Origin of the sequence: Citrobacter sp. B72 (assembly GCF_016894305.1) — a bacterium.
GTDB classification, from domain to species: domain Bacteria; phylum Pseudomonadota; class Gammaproteobacteria; order Enterobacterales; family Enterobacteriaceae; genus Citrobacter; species Citrobacter portucalensis.
Map to the genome: position 1 here is coordinate 3,943,097 of NZ_CP069801.1, position 12,016 is coordinate 3,955,112.

Below are 12,016 nucleotides of genomic sequence, written 5' to 3' on the forward strand. Positions count from 1 at the left end.
TAGACGTTATGATTCGCACCATGCTGCAAGGCAAGCTCCACCGCGTAAAAGTCACGCAGGCGGACCTGCACTACGAAGGCTCCTGCGCCATCGACCAGGATTTCCTTGATGCCTCAGGTATTCTGGAAAACGAAGCTATTGATATCTGGAACGTGACCAACGGTAAACGTTTCTCAACCTATGCGATTGCTGCTGAACGCGGCTCCAGAATCATTTCAGTGAACGGTGCAGCGGCGCATTGCGCTGATGTTGGCGATATTGTAATTATCGCCAGCTTCGTCACCATGTCTGACGAAGAAGCCCGTACATGGCGTCCGAAAGTGGCCTATTTTGAAGGCGACAACGAAATGAAGCGCACAGCGAAAGCTATTCCGGTACAGGTTGCCTAAACTTCAATAATAGGACAACCCTTCCAGAAAAACATATTTTGGGGTGGGTTGTCTTTAATTTAATATTACGAATAAATAATATTATTTATTATTTATACCATCATTTAAATAAAGCATTTTAATTTTACTTAAAAGAACGTGAAGTATTTCTAATAAATAACACCATTCCCTTTCACCTTCACCCTCTATAAAATGCGTTTGAAATGTAATATTTCAACAAATAAGATATATGAAAACATATCTTATATTTATGCTTAATACCTAAATATGGACATTAGAAATGTTTTTTAGAAAATATGGCGTAGCAGCTTTTATTGCAATGACTTTGAGTGCGGGTTCTGCAATGGCTGCAGAGCCTGATACAGGTACCATTACTTTCCACGGTCTGGTTTCTAACAATACCTGTAAAATCTCTCTTGATCATAAAATCGATCAAGATGGTAACGATTTTGACGTTACTCTGGATACCGTTTTTGTTAAAAACTTCGCTACCGCACTGGGTGAAAACAGCACTCTGGGCGAAAAACAGTTCACTCTGAATCTGAGTGAATGTGATAACGCAACGGTAAAAGATGCCTCCGCTCAGTTTGATTCCTGGGGCGGTTCCAGCTCAACCTCCGGTGGCCTGTTAGTACCACCGGCGAATCTGCAGGGTGCCGCAGAAAACGTTAACCTGGTGCTGGCTAACAACGGCAACGGCGCTACCGATCTGATCAAAGTTGACCAGACTAACAACACCCAGAAAGCCACTATTTCCGCTGATGGCACCGGTGACCTGTTCTACCGCGTAGCCTACACCCAAGGCCAGAAGTGGAATGCAGACAGCAGTCCGGTAACGGCAGGAACCGTACAGGCGCAAGTTGCCTTCACCGTTATTTATAACTAATCCTTTTATTTAAAAAGATTAGCCAATCCCTCAGCGGCTGTGCTGGGGGATTTTAAAGAGTGCCTACAGGGAGGGTAAAATGGTCAATATGGTTATTACAAAGGGATTTAAAGCCACCTGCTTCGCTGCTGCGGCCTTCGCGGCATTTACAACATTCCAGGTAAACGCGGATATCGTCATTTCCGGAACACGTATTGTGTACCCGCAGTCATCAAAAGACGTGATTGTGAATCTGGATAACCGAGGCAATAAACCGCTACTGGTGCAAACCTGGCTGGATGACGGGCGTGACGGTGTTAATCCGCAGGAGCTAAAACTGCCATTTGTCATTACGCCTCCGGTATCTCGTCTCGATCCACAAAAAGGGCAATCCTTACGTATTACGTATATGGGTAGCGCATTACCTCAGGATCGAGAATCGCTGTTTTGGTTTAACGTGCTGGAAATCCCGCCAAAATCAAAAGCGAAAGAAGGCGAAAGTTTAAATCAACTTCAACTCGCCTTTCGCACCCGGATCAAACTATTTTTCCGCCCGGATGGTCTGAAGGGCACGCCTGGCGATGCGGCTACAAACCTGAAATGGTCGCAGAAAAAAGAAGGCAATACGCTTTCGTTGTTTGCCCAAAATGACAGCCCGTACAACGTTTCCGTTTCCAACGTAAAATTAAAAATGGGCGGTAAAGAATATACTGTCGACAGCAAATCCGTTTTGCCCTTTAGCGGAGTCAGCATGCCCGTAAAAGGTCTTTCGAATAATATTAGCGGTACCGTTATCTATAACACCATTAATGATAATGGTGGCACAGATAAGCGAGAAGCAAAAATCGATTAATCAATTATAACAATTACGTACCAATATAGCGGGCAATTATTGCCCGCATTAATTATTCGGAAAAACAATGCTATTTCAACGCTCATTATTATGTCTTGCTATTGGCACAGCACTCCCTTTTTCTGTTTCTGCTGCAAATTCAGAAGCCGAAAAAACCGTTGTTGAGTCGGACGAAGCCGTAGAATTTAACGAGCAATTTTTACTTAATAGCGGTGCGAATATCGATATTAGTCGCTATGCGTATGGCAACCCGGTACTTGCCGGAACCTATCGTGTGAAAGTGAATCTTAACAATGCGTTGAAATCCACCTCTGAAATTACCTTTAATGAAAACGGTACGCCACGCGCCAGTGCATGTCTGACACCGCTTTTACTCACCAAGGCAGGCGTTGACCCCGCGGCAATGCGCGATGACGTCGAGCTCGACGACAACACCACGTGTCTGGATATAAAAAAATACTACCCCGGAGCAACGGCGAATTACGATTCTGGCAAACAGGCTATGGATCTCAACTTCCCGCAGATTTATATCCTGAAGCGCCCCGCCGGGTACGTTGACCCATCACTGTGGGAAGATGGCGTTCCGGCGGCCATCGTCTCTTATGATATGAACGCCTGGCACAGTGAAGGCAATGGCACAACATCCGATACCGCCTACATGGGTCTGCGTTACGGTTTAAATATGGGGCCGTGGCGTTTGCGTTCCCGAGGTAGCCTTAACTGGAACAAAGATACTGGTAGTGAATACAACAATCAGGACGTTTATTTACAGCGAGATATCACCGCGCTGAAAGCACAAATGGTAATAGGCGATTCCTACACCCGTGGCGATGCGTTTGACTCCTTCAGCCTGCGCGGGGCGCGCATGTATAACGATGACCGCATGTTACCGATGGGATCCAGCAACTACGCGCCCGTCATCCGCGGCGTAGCCAACAGCAACGCCAAAGTCACGGTGATGCAAAGTGGCAATAAAATCTACGAAACGACCGTACCACCGGGTGCATTTGAGATTAACGACCTCAGCACCACGGGTTACGGTAACGATCTGCTGGTCACCGTAGAAGAAACCGACGGCAGCAAACGGAGCTTTACCGTCCCCTTTTCTTCTGTCACCCAAATGTTGCGCCCTGGCGCGACACGTTGGGATATCGGCGTCGGCGAGCTAAACGATGATTCTTTGCATGATAAACCGCAGGTGGGTTACGCGCAGTTTTACTATGGCCTAAACAACACCTTTACCGGCTATATCGGCGCGCAATATACCGATATGGATTTCTATGCTGGGTTATTAGGTCTGGCAATGAACACCGGCATTGGCGCATTCGCCTTTGATGTGACGCAATCTCACGCCAGTATTGATGATCTCGGCACGCTCAGTGGGCAAAGCTACCGGCTGACCTACAGCAAAATGATCGAGGCGACCAATACCTCATTTAACGTCGCCGCTTATCGTTTTTCTACTGAAGACTACCTCAGCCTCAATGACGCCGCGTCTCTGCAAGACAGCGTTAAGCACCAGCAATATGCCCAGCAAAGTTATCGCTCAGGTGATGAGCTTTATGCTGATTACCAACGTACCAAAAATCAGGTACAGCTCAGCATCAACCAACCCTTAAACCAGGGAGAAACAACCTGGGGTTCTGTATATGTCAGCGGAACATGGCAGGACTACTGGAATGATGCGGGATCAACAGCCAACTATAGTGTGGGTTACAACAACAGTTTTGCCTACGGCAGCTATAGCGTGTCATTACAACGCGCCTATAACCAGAACGGCAGTAAAGACGACAGTATCTATCTCAGTTTAAGTATTCCGTTGAGTATGTTTTCCCACAGTGGGGAACGTTCGGACAGCTTCTCCAATATCAATATGGGCCTGCGTTCTGACATGAAGGGCGGAACTAACGTCAACTCCACCGCCAGTGGCAATACCAAAGATAATGACATCAGCTACTCCGTGAGCGCCGCGTCAAGCAGCGGTAATTACGGCAACCTGAATCAGGTGAGTGGTTTTGGCTCCCTCAACAGCAGCTATGGCCCATTAGGACTTTCCGCCTCGTTTGGCGACGACAATAGCCGGCAATATTCCGCCAGCTACAGCGGAGGTATGGTGCTGCATTCTGGCGGCGTGGCGTTCGCGCCGGGCAGCATTGGCGAAACCGATGCCGTCGCGCTGGTGAAAGCCAGCGGCGCACAGGGCGCAGGACTAGGCTACAGCAGCAGCGAAATCGGCAGCTCGGGATATGGCATTTTGCCGTATATGTCAGCCTACCGCGAAAACCGGGTTTCTCTGGATATCAGCTCGCTGGAGAACGATGTTGAAGTCAAAAGCACCAGTACGGTTACCGTACCGCGCAGCGGTGCCGTTGTGCTGGTGAATTTTGAAACCGATGAAGGCCGCTCACTGATTCTGGAATTACAGCGCAGCGATAAAGGCTTCATTCCTTTAGGCGCAGATGTCCTTAACGAGAAAAATGAAACTGTCGGTACCGTCGGCCAGGCCGGGCAAGCCTACGTGCGCGGCGTGGAACCACAGGGAGAACTTCGCGTGGTGTGGGGCAGTGGCAAAGAAAGCACCTGTACGGTGCGTTACCAGATAACTGAAACCACGGCAAAAGCGGGGCTAACCCCAGTACTGAACAATCAACTTTGCCACATGTAATTACCTGTTTAGGGAAAAACTAATGAGAGTTTATATGAAAAGAAACCGCCTCACTCTTCCCATTGCGGCATTTGTCGCAATGGCAGCCTCTGGAAGCGCGCTTGCCGCTAATTCCACAAACCTTGATGTTAACTTCACGGCCACAATTAAAGAAACCACCTGCGATATGAAACTGGTCGGTGGTACAGGCTCCGATACGATACAAGAATTAATCATTGGTAATAGTAGCGGTGAAGTTCGTATTGATGATGTAAGGGCGGGGACGGCAACGGCAGATTTTAAATTAGTGATTGTTGAATGCCCTGCGTCTCTTCAATCGTTAAAGACATCAATCAACGGAACGCCATCCGGGTATTCAACAAAAATATTAACGAATGGAACTAAAGGCTCAGCCGACTACACAGGGGTGTCAGTAGCGCGCTCATCCAAACCTGATGAACCTTTTGTTATTAATTCCACCGTCGATTCAGAACGTCTGGTCTGGAGTGAGGCAGAAATTAACAGTAAAGAGGTTCCGCTGATCGCCATCATGAAAGAGACCAATGCTAATTCGGCCACAACAGGGGCTTTCTCAGCCGTTGCGACATTCGTATTTACCTACGAGTAATTAACGCGGAACTACGGAGCATCACTATGAAATTTAAATCAGCTTTAATCGCATTATCCGTTTCTGCCGTCTTATTCTCAGGAATGGTCAGAGCCGCTATTACCGGTACCGACAGTGTACAAATGACCTTTAGGACCACAATTACAACCGGTACCTGTAAAGCTATCGTCGTTAATGGTGAGGGCCAAAATGTCAGCACTATTGGCTATGGTGAGACATATAAATCGGATCTTAACAAGAAAGCGATGCCGCTGAGCATTGCCTTCAGCAACTGCTCCGGCGTAACAATCGCAGAAGTAGAAGCTAAAGCGGGCACAGGTGGTACCTGCTCCGGTGATAATTTAGACGGAGACTCTTATGCGGCTGGCTTCAATACCGCTTTCGAAATTTGGGGCGGTGATGCAGATACGGGTGTGCAACTGTCTTGTAAAACGCCACCAACTGCACAAGAGGTGACTATTACCAACGGTGCCGGTACCTACCCAATGACGTCACGTATTGTCGTGGCAAACGGTAAAACCCTGAGCGACGTCACCGCCGGTAATGTCACGGCTCCGGTCACCTTTGTTGTGACATACCCTTAATTTTCAGGTGTTTTTCTCATGCAACTATTACCGTTTCTTTTACGCCAGCCCGGTCTTGTGTTGCTTATGGGTCTGACGGGCTGGCTTTGGTCTGGCATCAGCCTGGCGGGTTCCAATTTAGATATCAATCTGACCGCCAGTATTGTTAACAGCACTTGCAAACTCAGTCTGGAAAATGGGGGGGAAGTCTACCTCCCCAACGTCACGCGGGCATGGTTTTATAATAGCGACGGCAGCAGTAAATATGCGCCTACCGACGAGGCGGGTGGCACGCCTTTTAACGTGCGTCTCGAAGACTGTGCAGATAACGGTAGCATCAAACAATTGATATTCAGCTTTACGCCGCAATCTGGTTTTTGGAGCAATCAAAACCAGGTATTCAAAAATGATGCCACGACAGGTGCGGCACAAAACGTTGGTATCGTCATATTCTCTGCGGACCATAAAACTAACGTCTTAAACAGCGATGGCAGTTCTAACGTGATTTACGACGTCAGCGGGAAAAGTAGTTCTCTGTATTTAACGGATTATCAGTTTTACGCGCGCTATCAGAATACGGGCGCAGTTGTCAGCGGCGTTGTCACCAGTAACGTGCTGGTGGATGTGAACTACGAATAAAAGGAATTATTGATGAGACTGAAACACTTTTGGCTCGCGCTTATCGCAATTGGTGCATCGGGCGCAGCGCATGCCGCCATGGAGTGTAAATTTAATGACGGCAACACCCGGACAATTATGCCGGGCATGTCAACGATGATCGTCCCGCTTCCGCCAGGAACCATTTCGGTCCCCACACAGATCAGCCCCACGATCCTTCTTGAATTTGACACGCCTCTGCAGTCCTCCTGTAACGTTGGTAACGACGGTGAAAGTGTCTGGCAAATGACCGATAACGCATTGCTGTGGGGAAACGTAAACGGTCACGCAACGTTTCGTACCAACGTGGAGGGAATTTACTACACCCTGGCGATTTACCCGGACGCCAATACCGTCACTGCATGGTTTCCCCCGCAAGCGGGCAGTTACTATGAAACAGGCGATGCGAATAACGACGAGGGCGTCGTCAATGCCAGATACTGGCACGCCCGGATGGATATTTATCAGGACCCCACATTTAAAGGGCTTCCTACAAACGTGGAGTTTTTAACGGCAGCAGGCGGCATGCTAGGGCATGCGGTGATTGGCGACCCTCATACCGGAACCGAGAGCGATCACCCCCGCGTGCCGATCAATATCAATGATATGTCGTTCCAGCTCCCGCTGCATGCCCCTTCCTGCGTGCTTCGTGCGCCGACCACCGTAGACCTTGGGGACTGGTATCGCTCCGATCTGGAAAACGATAACACAACAGAGGTGTCGTTTAAAATTGAGGGTTCCTGCGCAAACGTCATTGAGGTCGATGCGAAAGTGGTATCGGAACACACCACGTCAGATGGGGCATTATTTACCAATTCCATTACCAGTAATTCCAGCGTTACCGCGGCAAAAGGTGTAGGTGTAAAACTGCGCACTCCCGCATATTCACAGATCCACAATAACCAGTCAGAGACTATCGCTGCGGGCAACCCGATAGGTGCGCCTGTTTATCAGGTTAGCGCCACTTATAACGCAAAGCTGGTGAAAACCAACACCGAAGCCGTGACGCCTGGCGTTTTCGGAACGACCATCACCTTCCAGGTGACCTACCAGTAAATTACCCCTGCGGCTGGTTGCTGATCAGCCGCGACATGGTCTCCAACGAATCCGTGCGCAGAATATACAGCCTTTTGAGCAACATCGGGTTATCGCCAGGCTTCACCTTCCCTTTCACCGTCGTCACCGCCAGGTGAAAACCGGCATTATGCGCCGCTTTCACCGCCGTCGCGTTATAACCGCCAAACGGATAGGAAAGATAGAGCACATGCGGATTAAACTGCCCGAGCGCCCGACGAGAGTGTTCAAAATCAAACAGAATATTGTGATAGTTACGGCTGAGTAAAATTGGCCGCCTTTGGCCATCCACCCGATGCAGGAAATGGGTGTGCGACTGGAAATCGAATACGTCTTTGATCCCTTCCATCTCGGAAATACTCATAAACTGCAGCGATTTCGGATCCCACTTTTGCGGGTGGCGCTTGATACGTGAGCTAATGATAAACGCCGTCGCCTTAAAGCCATATTGCTTGAGGACGGGATGCGCATAGCGGCTAACGGACTTCAGACCATCATCAAACGTAATAACGACCGAACGCGCCGGAAGGTTCGCGCGATTATTGAGGTAGTCTTCCAACTGATACATCGTCAGCGTGGTATAGCCCATATCGCGCAGCCAGGTCATCTGGTTACTGAACGCGCGCACTGAGGTGGTGGTTGAGGTATGACGAAAACGCGTGTTCTCTTCATCGCGCAGAATATGATGGTAAGTCAGAATCGGGATACCGTTATCCTGCTGGGCATCCAGCGCGCTGATATAGGCCAGTCGCTCGCCAATGCGAATCTGATACCAGGTCTGATTCAGTCTGTCTTTCAGCCGACTGAGCACCGGGTAACGTAGATTCTCTGCCAGCGTACCAAACGGCGCGCTGCCTACGTCCGGTGCGTTATAGACCGGAGTATCTTTCCATGTGATCAGGTTCTGGTTACTCAACGGTTTATTTAAGTCACCCAGGCCGTCTTCCACACGCTGACGCCCCTGCACAGGTTCCAGGTGCCCTTTGTCGATGTAGCCTTTGCCAAAACCGAAGTTGAAGGTGTAGTAATCCTTTGCATCCGGTTCAACGGCAATAATCTGTCCGGCGCGTAAATTACCGACAGTCTCCGTCTTATTGCCAACATGCGCCCAGATCACCGCATCCTCCGTGGTTTGCATATAGCGAGCGGGCAAGGCCGCACCTACACCACCAGAGAACAGGAGCAACAGAACAAACAGAACGCGCATAACCATATGAGATAACCGAGGCGAGAAACCTCGGCTATTGTAGCAAAAGCATCATCAATACCAATGATTAATACTCATACAAATCATGCTTCAACACGAAGGGGGGATTTTTTTGTTGTTGATGCCAGAGGCTGGAGACTTCGGGGCCGCCAAGCGCGACGATGCAATCGCGAAACGCAGAACTGCTCAGTAATTCCCGCGACGAAAGCATTCGTTCAAGCAATGGATAGGTGATACCTGAAATCACTTCACACTGGGGATGTTTATGACTCATTAACGAGGCTACACGGTATGGCGCAGCCCCGGCCATATCCGTCAGGAATACTACCCCTTCACCAGAGTCTGTGGCATGCAGGGCATGGCACATCATGCGGCTTAACATATTCGAGCTGAGCCCACGCCAGAAACTTACCGCCTGACATTGCTCCAACGGACCGTACTTTTTCTCCAGACGATGCAGCATATCCTGTGCCTTATCGTCATGACAGGTAATTACCCAACCTAACATTGCCTACCTCCTTAGCAGGCAAGTAGTTTATCAGGGTGATAAATCGGTAATGGTGATAAGCATCAAAAGTCTTCCTCTCCCGAGTCAGGAGAGGAAGAAAGAATTAGCTACGTAGGCCGCGTCCGCGCTGAATCAGGTACCAGCACAGCAAGTAAAATGCCGCAATGAACACCACCAGCACGCCAAACGTGGTGACCAGCGGAACATCATGAATACCCAGGAAGCCGTAGCGGAAGCCGCTAATCATGTAGACAATTGGGTTCAGATGCGAAAGTCCCTGCCAGAACGGCGGCAGCAGCGTTAACGAATAAAACACGCCACCCAGATAGGTCAGCGGCGTCAGCACGAAAGTTGGGATCAGGCTGATATCGTCAAAGGTTTTAGCAAAGACTGCGTTCAGCAAACCGGCCAGCGAGAACAGTACCGCCGTTAACACCAGCGTGAGCGCCACAAAGACCCAGGAATGCACCTGGAACGGTACGAAGAACAGTGAAATAGCCGTGACCAGAATGCCTACGCACAGGCCACGCGCCACGCCGCCGCCGACGAAACCGGCGATAATCACGTGCGTCGGCACCGGGGCGACCAGCAGCTCTTCAATATTGCGTTGAAACTTGGCGCTAAAGAACGACGAGGCCACGTTGGCATACGAGTTGGTGATCACTGCCATCATAATCAGCCCCGGCACAATAAACTGCATGTAGCTAAAGCCATGCATTTCGCCGATACGCGAGCCGATCAGGTTACCAAAGATAATAAAATAGAGCGTCATGGTGATGACGGGAGGCACCAAAGTCTGGACCCAGATACGCATAAAGCGGTGGATCTCTTTCGCCCAGATGCTTTTCAGCGCAACCCAGTAAAGCTGCATCATGCGCGATCTCCTTGTTTTTCATGCACCAGAGAAACAAACAGTTCTTCCAGTCGGTTGGCTTTGTTACGCATACTCAATACCTGAATGCCCTGTGCGCTCAGCTGAGAGAAGACGCTGTTGACCCCTTGTTCACGCAGAACCTCCACTTCCAGCGTGGAAGTGTCGACCAGTCGGTACTGATAACCTTCCAGTTTCGGCAGCGGACTTTTTGGTGCCAGATCGAGGATAAAGGTCTCAGATTTCAGCTTGGAGAGCAGACTCTTCATCGAGGTGTTTTCCACCAGCTCGCCGTGCTGAATAATGCCGATATTACGACACAGCATTTCCGCTTCTTCGAGATAGTGAGTGGTCAGAATAATGGTGGTGCCTTTGTCGTTTAAATCCTTTAAAAAACCCCACATTGAACGACGCAGCTCAATGTCGACGCCCGCCGTTGGTTCATCCAGAATGAGTAATTTCGGCTCGTGCATCAGCGCACGGGCAATCATCAGACGACGTTTCATCCCACCAGACAGCATGCGCGCGCGCTCGTTACGTTTTTCCCATAAATCGAGCTGCTTTAAATATAGTTCGCTGCGTTTGACCGCTTCTTTATGCTCAACACCGTAGTAACCCGCCTGGTTGACCACGATCTGCTGCACGGTTTCAAACGGGTTAAAGTTAAACTCCTGCGGTACCAGTCCAAGCTGGCGTTTCGCGTTAACCGTATCTTTTTCAAGATCGTATCCGAAGACACTCACCCGCCCGGAGGTTTTATTCACCAGCGAGCTGATTATTCCAATGGTGGTGGATTTTCCTGCGCCATTCGGTCCCAAAAGCGCATAAAAATCACCCGCTTCGACTTGCAAATCTATCCCGCGTAACGCCTGAACGCCACCGGGGTAAGTTTTTTTAAGTTGTTGAAGTTCCAGAGCAATGGTCATGTTTTTATACTTACCTTACGTTCTGACATTTTATATATAGTTTAAATAATGATGGAGTTACCCTATATTAGCCCATCGAATTTATCTGGCTTCGGGTCGTGCTACTCCATGAAAGACATAGATACACTCATCAGCAACAATGCACTATGGTCAAAGATGCTGGTAGAAGAAGATCCCGGATTTTTTGAAACGCTGACGCATGCCCAGAATCCGCGTTTTCTATGGATTGGATGTTCCGATAGCCGCGTTCCCGCTGAACGATTAACCGGTCTTGAACCGGGCGAATTATTTGTTCACCGCAATGTTGCCAATCTGGTTATTCACACCGACCTGAACTGTCTCTCAGTGGTTCAGTATGCGGTGGATGTGCTGGAAGTGGAACATATTATTATATGCGGCCACTATGGATGCGGCGGCGTCCAGGCGGCGATTGAAAATAAAGAACAGGGGCTGATAGATAACTGGTTACTGCACATCCGCGATATCTGGTTCAAACACAGCTCACTGCTGGGCGAAATGCCGCAGGAACGTCGTATGGACACCCTGTGCGAACTGAATGTCATGGAACAGGTCTATAACCTGGGCCACTCAACCATTATGCGTTCAGCCTGGAAGCGCGGTCAGAAAGTTACCATTCACGGCTGGGCTTACGGTATTCATGATGGCCTGCTGCGCGATCTCGACGTCACCGCCACCAGCCGCGAAACGCTGGAACAGCGCTATCGCCAGGGGTTGTCTAACCTGAGTCAGAAACACAGCAACCATAAATAATGTGACATTGCCGGGAGGCGGCGACGCCTTACCCGGCCTACAAACCCGCGCCATCAGGCG

The 12,016-nt window shown here is 49.5% G+C and carries 13 protein-coding genes; 9 read left to right on the forward strand and 4 right to left on the reverse strand.

Features of this window, described 5'->3' with window-relative positions; all coding sequences use genetic code 11:
- Nucleotides 1-8: 8 nt before the first annotated feature.
- From panD to JQN59_RS18950, 8 genes are all read left to right on the forward strand, one after another.
- Entirely contained in the window at nt 9-389 is a 381-nt protein-coding gene (gene panD / locus JQN59_RS18915) for an aspartate 1-decarboxylase (RefSeq protein ID WP_003018640.1), read from the forward strand.
- 280 nt (nt 390-669) lie between these two features.
- Nucleotides 670-1,275 carry a fimbrial protein gene (locus JQN59_RS18920; RefSeq protein WP_048214915.1) on the forward strand — a complete coding sequence of 202 codons (606 nt, stop codon included), beginning with the start codon at nt 670-672 and terminating at the stop codon, nt 1,273-1,275.
- 79 nt (nt 1,276-1,354) lie between these two features.
- A complete protein-coding gene (locus JQN59_RS18925; protein ID WP_149607627.1) occupies nt 1,355-2,107 on the forward strand; it encodes a fimbrial chaperone in 753 nt (250 codons plus the stop codon).
- A 67-nt stretch (nt 2,108-2,174) separates the two neighbouring features.
- A complete protein-coding gene (locus JQN59_RS18930; RefSeq protein WP_103014374.1) occupies nt 2,175-4,772 on the forward strand; it encodes an outer membrane usher protein in 2,598 nt (865 codons plus the stop codon).
- A gap of 22 nt (nt 4,773-4,794) precedes the next feature.
- Nucleotides 4,795-5,379, forward strand: coding sequence for a fimbrial protein (locus JQN59_RS18935; RefSeq protein WP_082193789.1), 585 nt, complete (start codon nt 4,795-4,797; stop codon nt 5,377-5,379).
- Nucleotides 5,380-5,405: 26 nt separating this feature from the next.
- Nucleotides 5,406-5,963: a fimbrial protein gene (locus JQN59_RS18940; protein ID WP_048214919.1), complete on the forward strand. Its 558-nt coding sequence runs from the start codon at nt 5,406-5,408 to the stop codon at nt 5,961-5,963.
- Nucleotides 5,964-5,981: 18 nt separating this feature from the next.
- A complete protein-coding gene (locus tag JQN59_RS18945; protein WP_076726034.1) occupies nt 5,982-6,581 on the forward strand; it encodes a fimbrial-like protein in 600 nt (199 codons plus the stop codon).
- A 12-nt stretch (nt 6,582-6,593) separates the two neighbouring features.
- Entirely contained in the window at nt 6,594-7,655 is a 1,062-nt protein-coding gene (locus JQN59_RS18950; RefSeq protein WP_048214921.1) for a fimbrial protein StkG, read from the forward strand.
- A gap of 1 nt (nt 7,656) precedes the next feature.
- Here the strand turns inward: JQN59_RS18950 and JQN59_RS18955 are convergent, their stop codons facing one another.
- The 4 genes from JQN59_RS18955 to JQN59_RS18970 form a co-directional block, all read right to left on the reverse strand.
- Nucleotides 7,657-8,886, reverse strand: coding sequence for a polysaccharide deacetylase family protein (locus JQN59_RS18955; RefSeq protein ID WP_048214922.1), 1,230 nt, complete (start codon nt 8,884-8,886; stop codon nt 7,657-7,659).
- Nucleotides 8,887-8,947: 61 nt separating this feature from the next.
- Nucleotides 8,948-9,388: a PTS sugar transporter subunit IIA gene (locus JQN59_RS18960; RefSeq protein ID WP_071446609.1), complete on the reverse strand. Its 441-nt coding sequence runs from the start codon at nt 9,386-9,388 to the stop codon at nt 8,948-8,950.
- 103 nt (nt 9,389-9,491) lie between these two features.
- Entirely contained in the window at nt 9,492-10,262 is a 771-nt protein-coding gene (locus tag JQN59_RS18965; protein ID WP_003829467.1) for an ABC transporter permease, read from the reverse strand.
- Entirely contained in the window at nt 10,259-11,185 is a 927-nt protein-coding gene (locus JQN59_RS18970; RefSeq protein WP_003829469.1) for an ABC transporter ATP-binding protein, read from the reverse strand. Before JQN59_RS18970 ends, JQN59_RS18965 begins: the two co-directional genes overlap by 4 nt.
- A 108-nt stretch (nt 11,186-11,293) precedes the next feature.
- Here JQN59_RS18970 and can point away from each other — a divergent pair, with 108 nt between their 5' ends.
- On the forward strand, nt 11,294-11,956 hold the full coding sequence (gene can, locus JQN59_RS18975; protein ID WP_003018654.1) for a carbonate dehydratase: 663 nt from the start codon (nt 11,294-11,296) through the stop codon (nt 11,954-11,956).
- Nucleotides 11,957-12,016 lie beyond the last annotated feature (60 nt).

What these genes read in the sequence shown, in the direction of transcription:
- JQN59_RS18920 (WP_048214915.1), top strand. Translation starts at nt 670, where the DNA reads ATGTTTTTTAGAAAATATGGCGTAGCAGCTTTTATTGCAATGACTTTG.
- panD (WP_003018640.1), top strand. Translation starts at nt 9, where the DNA reads ATGATTCGCACCATGCTGCAAGGCAAGCTCCACCGCGTAAAAGTCACG.
- JQN59_RS18960 (WP_071446609.1), bottom strand. Translation starts at nt 9,388, where the DNA reads ATGTTAGGTTGGGTAATTACCTGTCATGACGATAAGGCACAGGATATG.
- JQN59_RS18970 (WP_003829469.1), bottom strand. Translation starts at nt 11,185, where the DNA reads ATGACCATTGCTCTGGAACTTCAACAACTTAAAAAAACTTACCCCGGT.
- JQN59_RS18955 (WP_048214922.1), bottom strand. Translation starts at nt 8,886, where the DNA reads ATGGTTATGCGCGTTCTGTTTGTTCTGTTGCTCCTGTTCTCTGGTGGT.
- JQN59_RS18930 (WP_103014374.1), top strand. Translation starts at nt 2,175, where the DNA reads ATGCTATTTCAACGCTCATTATTATGTCTTGCTATTGGCACAGCACTC.
- JQN59_RS18940 (WP_048214919.1), top strand. Translation starts at nt 5,406, where the DNA reads ATGAAATTTAAATCAGCTTTAATCGCATTATCCGTTTCTGCCGTCTTA.
- can (WP_003018654.1), top strand. Translation starts at nt 11,294, where the DNA reads ATGAAAGACATAGATACACTCATCAGCAACAATGCACTATGGTCAAAG.
- JQN59_RS18925 (WP_149607627.1), top strand. Translation starts at nt 1,355, where the DNA reads ATGGTCAATATGGTTATTACAAAGGGATTTAAAGCCACCTGCTTCGCT.
- JQN59_RS18935 (WP_082193789.1), top strand. Translation starts at nt 4,795, where the DNA reads ATGAGAGTTTATATGAAAAGAAACCGCCTCACTCTTCCCATTGCGGCA.
- JQN59_RS18950 (WP_048214921.1), top strand. Translation starts at nt 6,594, where the DNA reads ATGAGACTGAAACACTTTTGGCTCGCGCTTATCGCAATTGGTGCATCG.
- JQN59_RS18945 (WP_076726034.1), top strand. Translation starts at nt 5,982, where the DNA reads ATGCAACTATTACCGTTTCTTTTACGCCAGCCCGGTCTTGTGTTGCTT.
- JQN59_RS18965 (WP_003829467.1), bottom strand. Translation starts at nt 10,262, where the DNA reads ATGATGCAGCTTTACTGGGTTGCGCTGAAAAGCATCTGGGCGAAAGAG.